The following is a 15,677-nucleotide window of genomic DNA, read 5'->3' on the forward strand; positions in this document are numbered from 1 at the left end:
ACACGATGAGCGACGCAACGATGGATGCGAGCCTGAACGGCCCCGAACCAACACAGTTGAAGACCGCCGACGGGCTGCCGCTGAAGGCCGCCCTCGCGAAATCTCAACTCCGCGCAAAACGCCGCGCCTTCCTTCTGGTCGCGCCGCTGTTCCTCTTCGTTCTGATTACCTTCGTCGTTCCGATCGGGCAGATGCTGCTGCAATCGGTCTATAACGACGGGTTCTCGAAGAACGCGCCGGCGCTGGGGCAATGGTTCAACGAACACCCCCTGGGGTCGCCGATCGACGAGAGCGCCTATACCGCGCTCGCCTCGGACCTCAAGCAGATGAAGGAAAACCGCACGCAGGGCGAGGCGGGGACCCGGATCAACTATGACGTGGCGGGCACGCGCTCGCTGTTCACCTCCACCGCGCGCAAGATCGAACGTCTCGAGCCGCCGTGGAAAGAGTCGATCCTCGGCGTGAACGAGGGGTGGAGCGACCCGAACCTGTGGCGTGCGATGCGCTCGGCGTCGAGCCCCTACACGGTGGATTTCTACCTCGCCGCGACCGACCATACCCGCGACAAGGACAACAATATCGTGCCCGTCGATCCGCAACGCGCGATCTACGGCAAGCTGTTCATCCGCACCGCGATCCTGTCGCTGGTGATTACCGTGCTCTGCATGTTCCTCGCCTTCCCGATCGCGCATCTGCTGGCCTCGTTGCCACTGGCGAAATCGAACCTTCTGATGATCTTCGTGCTGCTGCCCTTCTGGACCTCGCTGCTGGTGCGGACGACCTCGTGGATGGTGCTGTTGCAGCAACAGGGCGTGATCAACGATCTGCTCGTCTGGTCGGGTCTGATCGGCAACGATAACCGGCTGGAGATGATGTATAACCAGACCGGCACGATCGTCGCGATGACACATATCCTGCTGCCCTTCATGGTGCTGCCGCTCTATTCGGTGATGCGAACCATCCCGCCGAGCTATGTCCGCGCGGCCCGCAGCCTTGGCGCCACCTCGTGGACCGCCTTCCGCCGCATCTACCTGCCGCAGACGCTGCCGGGGATCGGGGCAGGGGCGCTTCTCGTGTTCATCCTGTCGGTCGGCTACTACATCACCCCCGCCCTTGTCGGTGGTGCAGACGGTCAGCTGATCTCGAACATGATCGCCTTCCACATGCAGAAATCGCTCAACTGGTCGCTTGCTGCGGCATTGGCCTCGATGCTGCTTGGCGGCGTCATCATCCTCTACTGGCTCTATGACCGGCTGGTGGGCATCGACAACATGAAGCTGGGCTGAGGAGAAACACAGATGGCCGTTCCCGCATATGCAAGCCCGCTCGAGAGAACCTGGCACTACGCCTATCTCGTGATCTGTGGCCTGATCTTCTTCTTCCTGATCGCGCCGATCGTGGTGATCATTCCGCTGTCCTTCAACGCGGAGCCCTATTTCACCTTCACCGAGAAGATGCTGAGCTTCGACCCTTCCGGCTATTCGATGCGCTGGTATGACCTGCTGCTGACCTTCGGGATGCAGGAGCCGCAGGTGGAGCGTGGCTGGTCTTGGTGGATGGATGCCTGGCAGCATTCGACCTGGATCGACGTGGCGAAGAACTCGGTGATCATCGGCTTCTTCTCGACGATCCTCGCGACGGTGCTGGGCACGCTGGCAGCCCTCGGCCTGTCGCGCCCCGAGATGCCGTTCCGCCGTGCCATCATGGCGGTGCTGATCTCGCCGATGATCGTGCCGATCATCATCACCGCGACGGGGCTGTTCTTCTTCTACTCGAAGACGGGGCTCGCGCATTCCTATCCGGGCATCATCATGGCCCACGCGACCTTGGGCATTCCCTTCGTGATCATCACCGTGACCGCGACGCTGGTGGGCTTCGATCACTCGCTGACCCGCGCAGCGCAGAACTTGGGCGCGGATCCGCGCACGACCTTCTTCAAGATCGTGATGCCGCTGATCCTGCCGGGCGTGGTCTCGGGCGCGCTGTTCGCTTTTGTCACCTCCTTCGACGAAGTCGTCGTGGTGCTCTTCGTGGCAGGCTATGACCAGCAGACGATCCCGCGTCAGATGTGGAACGGTATCCGCGAGCAGATCAGCCCCGCGATCCTTGCGGTGGCGACGATCCTCGTCTTCGTGTCGATTGCGCTTCTGACCACGGTCGAGCTGCTGCGCCGCCGCTCCGAGCGCCTGCGCGGGATGTCACCCGGTTAAAGCGCGTCAAGCGTCAGCGGGCAGCGCTCGCCCTCATAAAACGTCTCAAGGAGCCGGGTGAACACCGGCTCCTTTTTCTTTGAGGCGGCCTCGAAGAGCGTCGCGCAAGAGCGCAGCTTCAGCGCATCGACCGGCCCCATGATCTCCTCGATGGGCGTGCCCGAATGGGCGAGCACCGCCTCGGAGGCCTCCACCAGACGCGCCCGCAACACGGGATCGGCGAGATAGTCCCGCGCCTCGGCGAGATCCGCGATCCCGTATTCCCGCGCGCGCGGAGAGCGGCCGAGCGAGGCCAGTTGCGGGAAGATCCACCAGATCCAATGGCTGGTCTTGCGCCCTTGGCGCAGCTCGCGCAGCGCGGTCGGATAGTCGCGGGATTGGGGGGCGTGGAAGCGTTGGGTCATGGGATGAGCCTAGCACGGTGCGCCGCGCGCGAGGAGGGGCCGGGCGCTTGTGCAGGAGAGCCGAGGGACGCGTCCGACCCGAGGGTGGGCGCAATCACGCCCGCCCTGGGGGCGGGGCGGGCGCGGCCCGGCCTAGGGGCCGGGCGTGTCAGCGTCAATTGTGGTTCGAGGAAAGGGGCGCAGTGATGAGAATCTCCGCAACCGGCGCTCTATCGCTACCAAGGTGTTTTCCGTTTTCTGCTCTTTCAAAGGCCAAATTGGCTGCTTCGAATGCGCTCTCAAGTGCGTTCTTCTCTGCATTTGAGAAAGCACCTTCGATGTAGGAAATTCGGATTCCCGATATTGGAGGGTTGGATACTCCTAGAACGAGTGGACAACTTACCTCCCATCCTGCCTCAAGGAATACCCTCTCAAGTCCTCTTGCTATCGTTGTCGCTTCAGATGAAGCCCCGTCACGGCACAGTGAGATTTTCGCGGGAGCTACAGCCAGAAATTTTGTAAGTGTTTCGGCCTGCAAGCGTGACAGCTTCTTAGGAAGGTTTTCTTCGAATGACTTCGCTAAGTTGCTAACCTTCTGTTCGAGCTCATACATTTTTTCAGCCGCCTCAGAGGGTGTCGCTCCGTCCAGTTTAGCCTGATAGTCCTCTAGGCGATCTCTTGCGAGCTTGAGTTGGGATTCGAGATTCTCAATTCGGTTTTTCTTCAAGTAGCTGACAGCTATCCAGACCAGTGTGGCGATCACTGCCGATGTCGTCATCCAGCCAACCGGATTCTCTTTAATCGGTTGGAAAACGTATTCGGCAATTACGTCAATCACCCCACACCTCACAAAACTCCCGCCACTCGCCTTTGCTCATGCCAGACGTCTCCTGCGTGATCTCCTCGCCCGCCAGACGGCGCTTCAGCAGCTCCACCGCCTTGCCCGACAGGTTCACCCCGCCCAGACGATAATCCTCGAAGGCCGAATAGGCCGCAGGCACCCAGTCACGCACGATGTCGCACATGGTCTCGGCATAGACGCGGATCTCATATTGCGCGTGGCTGTCGGCGCGCAGGCGCAGGAAGTGGAAGAGGTTGTGCAGGTCCACCTTCCAATACCATTGCGTGTAGATATTGGTGGGCAGGTTCATCCGCGCCAGTTCCCGCGCGAGGCCCTGTTTGCCCGCGTCCTCGTCGGGCGTCAGCATGTCCTCGTAATGGTCATAGGCGCGCATCGCGTCGTCGCGCAGGATGTCGAGCACGCGGGCGGCCTCGGCGCCTTCCAGCACCTGACCGCGGCCCTGATTGTTCTGGGTCGATTGCGCGGCCAGCTTGTCGGGCGCGGGGATGTAGAACTCGCGGTCGAGGATCGAGTAGCGCGCGGAGTATTCGTTGACGTTCGCGGTGCGGTGGCGGATCCACTGGCGCGCGACGAAGACCGGAAGTTTGACGTGGAACTTGACCTCGCACATCTCGAAGGGGGTCGAGTGCCAGTGCCGCATCAGGTAGCGGATCAGCCCGGTATCGTTGCTCACCGCCTTCGTGCCGCGGCCATAGGAGACGCGCGCAGCCTGACAGATCGCGGCATCGTCGCCCATATAGTCGATGACCCGGACCAGCCCGTGATCGAGCACCTCATGGGCGGTATAGAGGCGCTTCTCCATCCCCGGCGAGACCGCCCGTGCGGTCATTTGCGTCTCGGCGCGCTGTGCGTCGATCTCGGCTTGTTGTTCGGGGGTGAGCGCCATGATGTCCTCCGGATGTCTCGAATCGACCTCCACTATATATGCGATGGGCGGCTCTAGGAACCGCCATATCCTGTGGATAAGCCGGGGTGCTTGCCGCGGCTGCCTCAAGGGCTATCCTCCGGTTAACCGCAATCAGTTCCAAGGAAGCCTGTTCATGAAAATCGAATATCTGCACACGATGGTCCGCGTGCTCGACCTCGAGAAATCGAAAGCCTTCTACGAGCTTCTGGGTCTCAAGGAACGCCGCCGCATCGAAAACGACAAGGGCCGCTTCACGCTGGTCTTCATGTGCCCGCCCGAGCAGGACGACGGCACGGCGGATGTGGAGCTGACCTGGAACTGGGACGGCGATAGCGGGCTGCCCTCGGACAGCCGCCATTTCGGCCACCTCGCCTACCGCGTCGAGAACATCTACGAGATGTGCCAGCACCTGATGGACAACGGCGTGACGATCAACCGCCCGCCGCGCGACGGTCACATGGCCTTCGTGCGCTCGCCCGACAATATCTCGATCGAGCTGCTGCAGATGGGGGAGCCGCTGCCGATCCAGGAGCCGTGGTCGAGCATGGAGAACACCGGCAGCTGGTGATCACTTACGGAAGTGATCCTTGAGCTTGTCGAAGGGGCTGCGGGTTTCCGTGGCCTCTTTCTTTTGCGGCGCGGGCTGCGGGGCGTCTTGCGGGGCAGGGGTGTCGGCTTTCGCGGGGGCTTTCGTCCCGGTCGAAGAGCGCGGCGGCGCGACCCGGAGGCTCACCGCATTGAGGAATTTCGACCCGTCGCCCGCCGCCAGCGCAGGCGCCCCGTCCGAGATCCCGCGCAGCAGATCGTCGAGCATCTCCTGCTCCGCCTTCGGGAAATCGTTGAGCACATAGCCCGCCACGCGATCCTTGTGCCCCGGATGGCCGATGCCCAGCCGCACCCGCGCATAGTCGGGGCTCATATGCTGATGGATCGAACGCAGCCCGTTGTGCCCCGCATGACCGCCACCCTGCTTGAGGCGGCACTTGCCGGGGGCGAGGTCCAGCTCGTCATGGAAGACGGTGATGTCGGAGACGTCGACCTTGTAGAAATCGGCGGCCGCGCGCACGGATTGGCCGGACAGGTTCATGAAGGTCTCGGGTTTCAGCAGCACAACGCGGGTCGAGCCGAAGCGGCCCTCACTCACCTGACCCTGAAACTTGCCGCGCCACGGGGCGAAGCCGTGATCCTCGGCGATCCGGTCGAGCGCCATGAAGCCGATATTGTGACGGTTGTTCGCGTATTTCGCGCCCGGATTTCCCAGGCCCACCCAAAGCTGCATGCGTCTCCCCTTTCGATCGCCGGTATCGAGGCTCTGCTCACCGAGGGATATGTGAGCGGGCGCGCAGGGGAAAGGGGGTCGTCGCGCTTAAGCCGCGCGGTATTCGACATAAGTCGGGCGTCCCGACTCGCCTACGACGATCGGGCGCTCTTGCGCGTCGGGCAGGGCGAACTCATCGAAGAGGCGCTCGCTGGTCTCGTCGATATTGCATTTCGCAATTTCTTCGTACCCGTTGCGCGGGAGTCGTCTCGACGCGAAATGGCAGAACGGGCGCAGGACCGGACGCAGCACGGCATAAACGGCGCGGCCAATAGCGCTGAGCATTCTAGGCGGTAGCACCACGAATGCTGCAAGAACGAGTGCGATAAGCTCCAGCATGTGACTAGCCTTAAGGTTGTATTAACTTAGAGGCTATCGCGTTTTGAGAAAAAGGCGAGGAAATTCTTGTTCACATAAATGTGAGCATGCGCCGCATGCGGTTTGCCGCGCATCCGGGATGCAAGGCTCTGCGCAAAGAAAAACGGGGCCCCGAAAGGCCCCGTCTCGAAAATCTCATCGGAAGAAGGATTATTCTTCGGTCGCTTCTTCGCTGGCTTCTTCGCCTTCGTCCTCGTCGGAGGAACCGCCACCGAAGCCTTTCGGGGGCGCGACGTTCGCGATCACGAAGTCACGGTCGATGGTCGGCTTGGCGCCTTTCGGCAGGTCCACGTCGGAGATGTGGATGGTGTCGCCGATCTGCTTGCCTTCGAGGTCGACCACGATCTGCTCGGGGATATCACCGGCGAGAACGTTGAGTTCGACTTCCGGACGCACTGCGACGAGGGTGCCGCCGCGCTTCAGGCCGGGCGCCTTCTCGTGGTTGATGAACTCGACATGCACGAAGAGCGAGATGCGCGAGTTGCGGTGGGTGCGCATGAAGTCGACGTGGGTCGGCAGGTCCTTGACGACGTCTTTCTGAACGCCGCGGCAGATCACGCGGACATCTTCCTGGCCTTCCATCTTCAGGTTGAAGAGGGTGGACATGAAGCGGCCTTTGCGCAGGCGGGTGATCAGGCGGTTGTAGTCGAGGTTGATTGCAACCGGGTCCTTGCCGTCGCCGTAGACGATACCGGGCACGAGGCCCTCACGACGCGCTTGCCGAGCGGCCCCCTTGCCCGTCCCCGTACGCGCCACGGCTTCGATCGTTTCGATCTCTTTTGCCATAACTGGTCTCCAATTTGTCAAAGTGATGGGCCGCCTCCAAGGGTGTCGGGCCCATGAAGCCGCGCGGATACTCGGGATTGGCCGAGTTGGCAAGGGGAAACCGACGGTGCGGCGGAATCCGGGTTGCTATAGAAGGATATCTGACTAATGTCAGAAATTATCTCGGACTCAGGTCAGGTATTCCCATGGACGCTATCGCACATATACGCCGGTTCAACCGGGCCGTCACCCGGCAGGTGGGCGCGCTGAATTCCTCCTTCCTCGATCGTGGGCGGCCTCTGGGCTCTGCGCGGGTGCTCAATGCGATCGGGCGTGGGCAGGGCGATGTAGCCAAGCTGCGTCAGGCGCTGGCCCTCGATTCCGGTCTGATGAGCCGTCTGCTGCGCGGGCTGGAAGCTGAGGGGCTGGTGGTCGTAGAGGACGATCCCGAAGACGGGCGGCGCCGCATCGCGCGTCTGACCGAGGCGGGGCAGGCGGAATTCGCGGAATATGAACGGCTCTCCGATGCGCAGGCGGCGGATATCCTCTCGCGCCATCCCGATCAGAGCGCGCTCTTGGCGGCGATGGACCTGATCGCGACGGCGCTGACCCGCGCCGAGATCGAGATCGTGCCCTGCGATCCGCTCGATCCGCGGGCGCGGGAGTGTCTTCAGAACTACTATGCGGAACTCGCGGCCCGGTTCGAAGGCGGTTTCGATGTGAACCTGTCGAAAGACCCCGAGGCCGACGATATGCGCCCGCCCCGTGGCACTTTCCTGCTCGCACTGTCCGACGGGGTGCCGGTGGGCTGTGCGGCGCTGAAGGGCGGCGCGGACTATGCCGAGGTCAAGCGCGTCTGGATCGCCCCCGCCGCGCGCGGCCTCGGGCTGGCGCGGCAGCTGATGGAGGCGATCGAGGCGGCCGCGCGCGACTTGGGCCAGCTGCATCTGCGGCTCGATACCAATTCCGCACTGCCCGAGGCGGTCGCCATGTATCACCGACTCGGCTGGGACGAGATCGACCGCTTCAACGACGACCCCTATCCCGACCGGTTCTTCGAGAAGCGCCTACCCCCTTAGGAGCCCGCCCTCAGGAATAGGTGTCGAAGAAGCCATTGGGGATCAGCAGATCGTCCCGGCCCAGATCCTCGATCCGGCGCTCACCACAAAGCGCCATCGACGTGTCGAGCTCCTTCTGGATGACCTCCAGCGCCTTGGTCACGCCCGGCTCGCCCATCGCGCCCAGGCCGTAGACATAGGCGCGCCCGATCATCACGCCCTTCGCACCAAGCGCCAGCGCCTTGAGCACATCCTGACCCGAGCGGATGCCGCTGTCGAGCCAGACCTCGGTCTTGTCGCCGACCGCGTTGACGATCTTCGGCAGCATACGGATCGAGCTGAGCGCCCCGTCCAGCTGACGCCCGCCGTGGTTCGAGACCACGATCGCATCGGCCCCGGTCGCGGCAGCCATCTCGGCGTCTTCCTCGCTGAGGATCCCCTTCAGGATCACCTTGCCGCCCCACATATCCATGAGCTGCTTGATCCGGTCCCAGTTCAGCGACTGGTCGAACTTCTCCGCGGTCCAGGATGACAGCGAGGCGGGATCGGCGGCGCTGTCCACATGTCCCACGATATTTCCGAAGAAGCGTCGCTTGGTCTGCAGCATCTCGATGCCCCAGCGCCATTTCGTCGCGAGATCCGCCAGCACGGCGGGGGTGAATTTCGGCGGCGCGGTCAGGCCGTTCTTCAGATCCTTGTGCCGCTGGCCCAGCAATTGCAGATCGACAGTGATCACCAGCGCCGAGCAGCCCGCCGCCCGTGCCCGCTCCAGCACGCGCTTGTTATAGTCGTCATCGGTCAGCGTGTAGATCTGGAACCAGAAGGGCTGGCTGACATTCTCGGCCACATCCTCGATCGAGCAGATCGACATGGTCGACAGTGTATAGGGCACGCCGAATTTCTCCGCCGCCTTCGCCGCCTTGATCTCGCCATCGGCGCGCTGCATCCCCGTCAGCCCGACCGGCGCCAGCGCCACCGGCATCGCGACCTCCTGACCCAGCATCGTCGATGTCGTCGTGCGCCCCGTCATGTCCCGCGCGATCCGCTGGTTGAGCCGGATCTGCGCGAAGTCCTCGGTGTTATCGCGGAAGGTCTGCTCGGTGTACGAGCCGCTCTCCGCGTAATCGTAGAACATCTTCGGCGTGCGGCGCTTATGGAGACGTTTCAGATCGGCGATGGAGGTGATGACGGGCATGGGTGTTCCTCTCTCCGTGGTTAAGTTTCCTTACCAATCCCTCGAAATTTGCGCAATCACCCATCGCAAGGCTTGCAATCATGCGCGATCCGTTCCCATCTCGCCAAGCGAACACGAAAAGGAGAGCGGCGTGAACGAGATTTGGCTCGGCCTGATGGGCGGCATGGTGGCGGGCGTCGCAACGGCTGCCGGGGCGATCCCGGCGCTGCTCGGGCGCTCCATGAGCCAGCGCACCGCCGACACGATGCTGGGCTTCGCGGCGGGCGTGATGCTCTCGGCCTCGTATTTCTCGCTGATCCTGCCCGGCATCGACGTGGCCGAGACCATGTTCGGCTCGGTCTGGGTCGCCGCCGCCATCGCCGCAATCGGCATCGCCATCGGCGCGAGCTTCGTGGCCTGGCTGAACGCGACCCTGCCGCACGAGCATTTCACCACCGGGCGCGAAGGGGCCGATGCGGCGCAACTGGCGCGGATCTGGCTTTTCGTGATTGCGATCACGATCCACAACTTCCCCGAAGGCCTGTCGATCGGCGTGGCGTTCGGCGCGGGCAACGAGAACGGCTTCTCGGTTATGACGGGCATCTCGTTGCAGGACATTCCCGAGGGGTTGGCCGTGGCGGTCGCGCTGATCGGGCAGGGCTACACCCGCCGCAAGGCCTTCTTCGTCACTGCGATGACGGGGGCGGTCGAGCCATTGGGCGCGCTGGTCGGCGCGGCTGCGGTCTCGGTCTCCGGCGCGTTGCTGCCATGGGGGCTGACCTTCGCGGCGGGCGCCATGCTCTACATCATCAGCCACGAGATCCTGCCCGAAACCCACCGCAACGGGCATCAGAACCGCGCGACCGCCGGGCTTCTCTTCGGGCTGATCCTGATGATGTTCCTCGACGTGACGCTTGGCTAAACCCTCTTTACTTCCGCGCTGCCCCGGCGTAAGCGCAAACGCATGATCGCTCGGACCGCATATATCGCCCGTCCCCGACGTCGCCGCTGAAGCGCCTGACGTCCGATCTGCCGTGGCATGCCGCCACACCCTATCCCAAATCGCTGACCTTAGGCCCCTGAATGTTGACAGACCCCCGGGACTGTTGCACGCATTTGCCTTCTCTTACTGGAGTTTGACCCGATGATCCCCTCCGTTTTGCCGACCTATAATCGCGCACCGCTCGCCTTCGTGAAGGGCGAGGGCTCCTGGCTGGAGACGGCGGACGGGACCCGATATCTCGACATGGGTGCGGGGATCGCGGTGAATGCGCTGGGTCATGCCGCCCCCGAACTGGTCGAGGCGCTGACCGAGCAGGCGAGCAAGCTGTGGCACGTCTCGAACCTCTATCAGATCCCGCAGCAGCAGGCGCTGGCCGATGCGCTGGTCGAGAAGACCTTCGCCGACACGGTCTTCTTCACCAATTCCGGCACCGAGGCTGCTGAACTCGCGATCAAGATGGCGCGGAAATACTGGTCCTCGAAAGGCGAGGACCGGGTGGAGATCATCACCTTCGAGGGCGCTTTCCACGGCCGCTCCACCGGGGCCATCTCGGCCACGCCGAACTCGGAAAAGATGGTGAAAGGCTTCGGCCCGCTGCTGCCCGGTTTCAGCCAGCTCCCCTGGGGCGATCACGAGGCGCTCAAGGCTGCCGTCACCGACAAGACCGCCGCCATCCTGATCGAGCCGATCCAGGGTGAGGGCGGTATCCGCCCGGTGCCCGATCAATGTCTGAAGGGGCTGCGCGATCTCTGCGACGAGACCGGCGCGCTCCTGATCTTCGACGAGGTGCAATGCGGCGTGGGGCGCTCGGGACGGCTGTTCGCGCATGAATGGGCAGGCGTCACGCCCGATATCATGATGGTCGCGAAGGGCATCGGCGGGGGCTTCCCGTTGGGCGCGGTGCTGGCGACTGAGGATGCCGCCTCCGGCATGGTCGCGGGAACGCATGGCTCGACCTATGGCGGCAACCCGCTGGGCTGCGCGGTCGGCGCCAAGGTGATGGAGATCGTCTCCGAGCCCGCCTTCCTCGATCAGGTGAACGCGCGCGCGGGCTACCTGCGTCAGAAGCTTGAAGGGCTGATCGCCGCGCATCCCGACACGTTTGAGAGCGTTCGCGGCACCGGTCTGATGCTCGGGCTCAAATGCAAGCGCGCGCCGACCGATCTCGTCGCCGCCGCCTATGACCAGAACCTGCTGACCGTGCCGGCTGCCGACAATGTCCTGCGCCTTCTGCCCGCGCTGAACATTTCCGAGGCCGATCTGGCCGAGGCCGTGACCCGTCTCGATGCCGCCGCGTCGCAACTCGAAAAGGCCGCCTGACTTCCTCTTGGCGTAAATATCCTCGGGGGCTGCGCGGGAGCGCAGCGGGGCGGACAGCCCCTCAGGCCCCTCCACGAAAGACAAACCGATGAACCATTTCCTCGATATCCACAAAACCGACCCCGCCGCGCTGCGGTCCATGATCGACCAAGGCATCGCTATGAAGCAGGCCCGCAACGGTCGCCCGAAAGGCGCGCCCGATGACGAGCAGCCGCTGGCCGGTCACATGGTCGCGCTGATCTTCGAGAAGCCCTCGACCCGGACCCGCGTCAGCTTCGATGTCGGCGTGCGTCAGATGGGCGGCCAGTCGATGGTGCTCTCGGGCGCGGATATGCAGCTGGGCCATGGCGAGACCATCGCCGATACCGCCCGGGTTCTGTCGCGCTACGTCGATCTGATCATGATCCGGACCTTTGAGGAGGAAACCCTGCTCGAGATGGCGGAATACGCCTCGGTGCCGGTGATCAACGGTCTCACCGACCGCACTCACCCCTGCCAGATCATGGCCGATGTGATGACCTATGAAGAGCAGCGCGGGCCGATCGCGGGCAAGAAGGTGGTCTGGTCGGGCGACGGCAACAACGTCTTCGCGAGCTTTGCCCATGCCGCCGCGCAGTTCGGCTTCGATCTGACCTTCACCGGGCCCGAGACGCTCGACCCCGAGCGCGCTTGGCTGGACGTAGCCGAGAAGGCGGGCCACCCGATCACCATCGAGCGCGACCCGGTCAAGGCGGTCGAGGGCGCCGATCTGATCGTCACCGACACCTGGGTCTCGATGCACGACCCGGAATCCGCGAAAGAGCGTCGCCACAACCAGCTGCGGCCCTATCAGGTCAACGAGGAACTGATGAGCCACGCCAAGCCCGACGCGCTGTTCATGCATTGCCTGCCCGCGCATCGCAACGACGAGGCGACGAGCGGCGTCATGGACGGCCCGCATTCGGTGATCTTCGACGAGGCCGAGAACCGTCTGCACGCGCAAAAGGCGGTGATGCGCTACTGCCTCGGCAAATAACGACAGCAGCCGGGCAGGGGGTTACTCCAGCCCGGCGATGATCGCGCGCAGCGTCTCGATCCCTTGGCCCTTCTCGGACGAGGTCAGCACGATCTCGGGGAAGGCGGCGGGGTGTTTCGCCAGCGCCTGACGCACCTGATCCAGCACCTTCTCGCAATCCTTCGCGCTGACCTTGTCCGCCTTCGTCATCACGACCTGGAAGGGGACGGCGGCGCGGTCCAATAGCGTCAGGATTTCCTCATCCACCGCTTTCACACCGTGGCGCGTGTCGATCAGCACGAAGGCGCGGCGCAGCGTGGCGCGACCCGACAGGTAATCCTTCAGCAGCGCCTGCCACTTCGCGACCACCGCGACAGGGGCCTGCGCGAACCCATAGCCCGGAAGGTCGACCAGATAGGGGCCGTCCTGCGTGGTGAAATAGTTGATCTCCTGCGTCCGGCCCGGCGTGTTCGACGCCCGCGCGAGGTTGCGGCGGTTCGTCAGTGCATTGATCAGGCTCGACTTGCCGACATTGGAGCGGCCCGCGAAGCAGACCTCGATCCGGTCGGCGGGCGGCAGCCCCTTCATCGCGACGACGCCCTTGAGGAAGTCGACGGGGGCCGCAAACAGCTTGCGACCACGCTCACGCGAAAAATCGTCGGGGGCCTCGGCCAGCGGGAACTTCAATTCCATCATAGAACCTCGATCTTGTCGCCGCGCGCGATGCGGCCCTGTTTCGTCACGAGGCAGAATACGCCCAGATCATGGTGGCCGTAATGGCGCTCCAGCTCGCTCAGCATGTCGATATCGCGTTCGCCCGTCTCGATATTGGCGTCCGTCGCGCGGCAGCGCTCGATACAGGCGCGCAGTTGCAGCTCTGCCTCGCCGATCCGCACCGTCTTGCCGATCAGGTCCATCTCCGCGAAAGGCTCCCAGCCCTCGACCCAGAGATTGGCGCGGAAGCGGCGGCGGTCGATCGGCTTGCCCACCCGGGCCGAGAGATCATCGAGCGAGGCTTGCCCGATCAGCGAGACATAGGGCAGGGGATCGTCGGTGAAGGCCCGGTCGGGGCCGCGCACCAGCGCGGTTGGGCGCGGCGCGCTCTCGGGCCAGAACGGACGCAGCCATTCCAACAGTTTGCGCTGGTCGAGTTCACGGTCGGGGTCGATCTCGAGATGCCATTGCTCGGGATGTTCCAGCAGGATGTGCCCGTTCTCGAGCATCCGCGACGTGACCCCCATCAGCCCCGGCGCGGAGCGCCCGATCACGAAGTTGATCTTCTTGCCCCAGGCATCCGCGCGCCCTTCCGCACCGACGCCGACCTTGGAGCGTTCGTGCAGTACCGCCCATTCCCGGTCGCAAGGCAAGACGCGCCCCTCTTCAAGGGACGCGTCCTTTAGTTCCTCTACCCCGATCGACTTGATCGGATGTCGGTAGATGCGAGAGAGCGTTGCGCTCATTTCTTCTCTTCGGCGGGTTTCTTCCGCTGGAAGCTCTCTTTGATATTGCCGAACAGATCCGGGCGTTTCCCGTGCATCGACATGATCGTGTACTGCTGGAGGAACGTGATCGTGTTGTTCGTGATCCAGTACAGAACGAGGCCCGAGGCGAAGCTGCCCAGCATGAACATGAAGACCCACGGCATCCACGCAAAGATCATCGCCTGAGTCTTATCCGTCGGCGCCGGGTTCAGGCGCTGCTGGAACCACATCGACACACCCAGCAGGATCGGCAGGATGCCGAGCGACAGGATGAAGAGCGGCGAGCCCGGATCGGGCGCTGCGAAGGGCAGCAGGCCGAACAGGTTCAGGATCGAGGTCGGATCGGGCGCCGAAAGGTCGTGAATCCAGCCGATCCACGGCGCGTGATACAGCTCGATCGTGACGTAGATCACCTTATAGAGCGAGAAGAAGATCGGGATCTGGATCAGAAGCGGCAGACAGCCCGCGGCGGGGTTCACCTTGTGCTTCTTATACAGCTCCATCATGCCCTGCTGCATCTTCTGGCGGTCGTCGCCAGCGGCTTCCTTCATCTTCTCCATCTCGGGCTGCAGCTCTTTCATGCGCGCCATCGAGATGTAGGACTTCCGTGCCAGCGGGAAGACGATCAGCTTGATGATGAAGGTCAGTGCGATGATCGCCCAGCCCATGTTGCCGATCGCGCCATGCAGGAAGTGCAGCAGGCGGAACATCGGCTTGGTGAGGAAGTAGAACCAGCCCCAGTCGAGCGAGTCGACGAATTTCGGGATCGGGACATTGTCCTGATAGTCGCGCAGGGTTTCCCATTCTTTCGCACCGGCGAAGAGGTGGGTCTGCGCGTCGCCCTTGGCGCCCGGCGCGACGTCGATCACCGGCAGGCGGGTCTCGGTCTGGTAGATGTCGGACTTCTCGCCCGAATATTTCACGACCGAGGTGAACGGGCCCGAGATCGGCGCCAGAACGGTCTGCCAGTATTTGTCGGTGAAGCCCGTCCAGCCGGCGTCCTGCACCTGCTTGATCTCGGCCTGACCCTCGGCGCCCTTGTTGTCGAGCTTGGTGATGTTCTTGTATTTGATCTCTTCGAGATTGCCGTCATCCATCGCCACGAGGCCTTCGTGGAGCACGTAGACGCGGCGCTCCTGCGGGATGCCGTGACGCGCGATGATGCCGTAGGGGGCAAGTTTCACCGCAGCGTCGGTGCCGTTCTGCACCGACTGCTTGATCGTGAAGAGATACTTGTCGTCGACCGAGATCTCGCGCTGGAAGGTCAGGCCATGGCCATTGTCCCATTGCAGCGTGACCGGGGTGTCGGGCGTGAGTTTGCCGTTGCCGACCTGCGTCCAGACCGTGTTCGGACCGGGCACCTGATCGCCGGGCAGACCGCCTGCGGGCAGCCAGCCATAGACGACGTAATAAGGCAGGGTCGAATTGCCGGTATCGCCGCTGATCGGCGACAGAAGCCGCACGTCGGGCGAATCCTCGGCCAGCGTTTCCTTGTATTTCTTGAGCGAGAGGTCGTCGAAACGCCCGCCGAGAGTCGAGATCGAGCCCTCGACCGCGGGGGTGTCGATCTCGATGCGCGCGGCGCTCTGGGATTGGGCGCTCGCGGCCTGCGACATCGTCGCGGTATCGACCGGTGCGCCCGTGGAGTCGGCCGCGGTCTTCGGTGCGATATCAGTGGCTTCGGGCGTAGCGCTCTGCTCTGCGACCGGTTGGCTCGGTGCTGTTGTCGTGTCTTCCGTGGGCGGGAAGAAGTAGGTCCAGACGCCCAGCACGAGCGCGGAAAGCACCACCGCGAGAATGAGATTCTTGTTTTGGTTGTCCATG

Annotated in this window: 17 protein-coding genes; 7 read left to right on the top strand and 10 right to left on the bottom strand. The window is 63.3% G+C overall.

The window, feature by feature from the left end; translation table 11 throughout:
* Positions 1-5: 5 nt before the first annotated feature.
* Both AXZ77_RS04860 and AXZ77_RS04865 read left to right on the top strand, forming a co-directional pair.
* Entirely contained in the window at positions 6-1,286 is a 1,281-nt protein-coding gene (locus AXZ77_RS04860) for an ABC transporter permease (RefSeq protein WP_078519758.1), read from the top strand.
* 12 nt (positions 1,287-1,298) lie between these two features.
* Positions 1,299-2,210: an ABC transporter permease gene (locus tag AXZ77_RS04865; RefSeq protein ID WP_078539814.1), complete on the top strand. Its 912-nt coding sequence runs from the start codon at positions 1,299-1,301 to the stop codon at positions 2,208-2,210.
* Here AXZ77_RS04865 and AXZ77_RS04870 read toward each other — a convergent pair.
* The 3 genes from AXZ77_RS04870 to thyX all read right to left on the bottom strand — a co-directional run bounded on the left by AXZ77_RS04870 (position 2,207) and on the right by thyX (position 4,341).
* Positions 2,207-2,614, bottom strand: coding sequence for a DUF1810 domain-containing protein (locus tag AXZ77_RS04870; RefSeq protein WP_098410271.1), 408 nt, complete (start codon positions 2,612-2,614; stop codon positions 2,207-2,209). The genes AXZ77_RS04865 and AXZ77_RS04870 overlap by 4 nt on opposite strands.
* A gap of 154 nt (positions 2,615-2,768) precedes the next feature.
* Positions 2,769-3,431: a hypothetical protein gene (locus AXZ77_RS19280; RefSeq protein WP_141536226.1), complete on the bottom strand. Its 663-nt coding sequence runs from the start codon at positions 3,429-3,431 to the stop codon at positions 2,769-2,771.
* Positions 3,424-4,341: an FAD-dependent thymidylate synthase gene (gene thyX, locus AXZ77_RS04875; protein ID WP_098410272.1), complete on the bottom strand. Its 918-nt coding sequence runs from the start codon at positions 4,339-4,341 to the stop codon at positions 3,424-3,426. Before thyX ends, AXZ77_RS19280 begins: the two co-directional genes overlap by 8 nt.
* A gap of 154 nt (positions 4,342-4,495) precedes the next feature.
* On the opposite strand from thyX, the gene AXZ77_RS04880 reads away from it, so the two are divergent.
* Positions 4,496-4,930 carry a VOC family protein gene (locus AXZ77_RS04880; protein ID WP_078519753.1) on the top strand — a complete coding sequence of 145 codons (435 nt, stop codon included), beginning with the start codon at positions 4,496-4,498 and terminating at the stop codon, positions 4,928-4,930.
* Here AXZ77_RS04880 and pth read toward each other — a convergent pair whose 3' ends face one another.
* The 3 genes from pth to AXZ77_RS04895 all read right to left on the bottom strand — a co-directional run bounded on the left by pth (position 4,931) and on the right by AXZ77_RS04895 (position 6,844).
* Complete coding sequence (gene pth, locus AXZ77_RS04885) at positions 4,931-5,641, bottom strand: aminoacyl-tRNA hydrolase (RefSeq protein ID WP_078519752.1); 711 nt, start codon at positions 5,639-5,641, stop codon at positions 4,931-4,933.
* An 87-nt stretch (positions 5,642-5,728) separates the two neighbouring features.
* Positions 5,729-6,019 (bottom strand): hypothetical protein, encoded by a 291-nt coding sequence (locus AXZ77_RS04890; RefSeq protein ID WP_078519751.1) that lies wholly within the window; start codon positions 6,017-6,019, stop codon positions 5,729-5,731.
* 189 nt (positions 6,020-6,208) lie between these two features.
* Positions 6,209-6,844: a 50S ribosomal protein L25/general stress protein Ctc gene (locus AXZ77_RS04895; RefSeq protein WP_098410274.1), complete on the bottom strand. Its 636-nt coding sequence runs from the start codon at positions 6,842-6,844 to the stop codon at positions 6,209-6,211.
* 185 nt (positions 6,845-7,029) lie between these two features.
* On the opposite strand from AXZ77_RS04895, the gene AXZ77_RS04900 reads away from it, so the two are divergent.
* Complete coding sequence (locus tag AXZ77_RS04900) at positions 7,030-7,902, top strand: helix-turn-helix domain-containing GNAT family N-acetyltransferase (protein ID WP_098410275.1); 873 nt, start codon at positions 7,030-7,032, stop codon at positions 7,900-7,902.
* Positions 7,903-7,912: 10 nt separating this feature from the next.
* On the opposite strand, the gene AXZ77_RS04905 is transcribed toward AXZ77_RS04900, so the two are convergent.
* Positions 7,913-9,076, bottom strand: a complete 1,164-nt coding sequence (locus tag AXZ77_RS04905; RefSeq protein WP_098410276.1) for an alpha-hydroxy acid oxidase — start codon at positions 9,074-9,076, stop codon at positions 7,913-7,915.
* A gap of 154 nt (positions 9,077-9,230) precedes the next feature.
* Here AXZ77_RS04905 and AXZ77_RS04910 point away from each other — a divergent pair, with 154 nt between their 5' ends.
* The 3 genes from AXZ77_RS04910 (at position 9,231) to argF (ending at position 12,393) form a co-directional block, all read left to right on the top strand.
* Complete coding sequence (locus AXZ77_RS04910; RefSeq protein ID WP_098412443.1) at positions 9,231-9,977, top strand: ZIP family metal transporter; 747 nt, start codon at positions 9,231-9,233, stop codon at positions 9,975-9,977.
* 222 nt (positions 9,978-10,199) lie between these two features.
* Complete coding sequence (locus AXZ77_RS04915) at positions 10,200-11,378, top strand: aspartate aminotransferase family protein (RefSeq protein ID WP_098410277.1); 1,179 nt, start codon at positions 10,200-10,202, stop codon at positions 11,376-11,378.
* Between the two features lie 88 nt (positions 11,379-11,466).
* Entirely contained in the window at positions 11,467-12,393 is a 927-nt protein-coding gene (gene argF, locus AXZ77_RS04920; RefSeq protein ID WP_098410278.1) for an ornithine carbamoyltransferase, read from the top strand.
* A 21-nt stretch (positions 12,394-12,414) separates the two neighbouring features.
* Here argF and yihA read toward each other — a convergent pair whose 3' ends face one another.
* The 3 genes from yihA to yidC are packed head-to-tail and all read right to left on the bottom strand — an operon-like array spanning position 12,415 to position 15,676.
* Positions 12,415-13,065 (bottom strand): ribosome biogenesis GTP-binding protein YihA/YsxC, encoded by a 651-nt coding sequence (gene yihA, locus AXZ77_RS04925; protein ID WP_098410279.1) that lies wholly within the window; start codon positions 13,063-13,065, stop codon positions 12,415-12,417.
* Positions 13,065-13,832, bottom strand: a complete 768-nt coding sequence (locus tag AXZ77_RS04930; protein ID WP_098410280.1) for an MOSC domain-containing protein — start codon at positions 13,830-13,832, stop codon at positions 13,065-13,067. Before AXZ77_RS04930 ends, yihA begins: the two co-directional genes overlap by 1 nt.
* Positions 13,829-15,676 carry a membrane protein insertase YidC gene (gene yidC / locus AXZ77_RS04935; protein ID WP_098410281.1) on the bottom strand — a complete coding sequence of 616 codons (1,848 nt, stop codon included), beginning with the start codon at positions 15,674-15,676 and terminating at the stop codon, positions 13,829-13,831. Before yidC ends, AXZ77_RS04930 begins: the two co-directional genes overlap by 4 nt.
* Position 15,677: the final 1 nt, after the last annotated feature.

The organism is Thioclava sp. ES.031, assembly GCF_002563775.1.
Taxonomy (GTDB): Bacteria; Pseudomonadota; Alphaproteobacteria; order Rhodobacterales; family Rhodobacteraceae; genus Thioclava.

Bases quoted from the DNA above. Each gene is read 5' to 3' on its own strand.
- argF (WP_098410278.1), top strand. From the start codon at position 11,467: ATGAACCATTTCCTCGATATCCACAAAACCGACCCCGCCGCGCTGCGG.
- AXZ77_RS04905 (WP_098410276.1), bottom strand. From the start codon at position 9,076: ATGCCCGTCATCACCTCCATCGCCGATCTGAAACGTCTCCATAAGCGC.
- AXZ77_RS04890 (WP_078519751.1), bottom strand. From the start codon at position 6,019: ATGCTGGAGCTTATCGCACTCGTTCTTGCAGCATTCGTGGTGCTACCG.
- AXZ77_RS04900 (WP_098410275.1), top strand. From the start codon at position 7,030: ATGGACGCTATCGCACATATACGCCGGTTCAACCGGGCCGTCACCCGG.
- AXZ77_RS04910 (WP_098412443.1), top strand. From the start codon at position 9,231: ATGGGCGGCATGGTGGCGGGCGTCGCAACGGCTGCCGGGGCGATCCCG.
- AXZ77_RS04880 (WP_078519753.1), top strand. From the start codon at position 4,496: ATGAAAATCGAATATCTGCACACGATGGTCCGCGTGCTCGACCTCGAG.
- yidC (WP_098410281.1), bottom strand. From the start codon at position 15,676: ATGGACAACCAAAACAAGAATCTCATTCTCGCGGTGGTGCTTTCCGCG.
- yihA (WP_098410279.1), bottom strand. From the start codon at position 13,065: ATGGAATTGAAGTTCCCGCTGGCCGAGGCCCCCGACGATTTTTCGCGT.
- thyX (WP_098410272.1), bottom strand. From the start codon at position 4,341: ATGGCGCTCACCCCCGAACAACAAGCCGAGATCGACGCACAGCGCGCC.
- pth (WP_078519752.1), bottom strand. From the start codon at position 5,641: ATGCAGCTTTGGGTGGGCCTGGGAAATCCGGGCGCGAAATACGCGAAC.
- AXZ77_RS04860 (WP_078519758.1), top strand. From the start codon at position 6: ATGAGCGACGCAACGATGGATGCGAGCCTGAACGGCCCCGAACCAACA.
- AXZ77_RS04865 (WP_078539814.1), top strand. From the start codon at position 1,299: ATGGCCGTTCCCGCATATGCAAGCCCGCTCGAGAGAACCTGGCACTAC.
- AXZ77_RS04930 (WP_098410280.1), bottom strand. From the start codon at position 13,832: ATGAGCGCAACGCTCTCTCGCATCTACCGACATCCGATCAAGTCGATC.
- AXZ77_RS04895 (WP_098410274.1), bottom strand. From the start codon at position 6,844: ATGGCAAAAGAGATCGAAACGATCGAAGCCGTGGCGCGTACGGGGACG.
- AXZ77_RS04870 (WP_098410271.1), bottom strand. From the start codon at position 2,614: ATGACCCAACGCTTCCACGCCCCCCAATCCCGCGACTATCCGACCGCG.
- AXZ77_RS04915 (WP_098410277.1), top strand. From the start codon at position 10,200: ATGATCCCCTCCGTTTTGCCGACCTATAATCGCGCACCGCTCGCCTTC.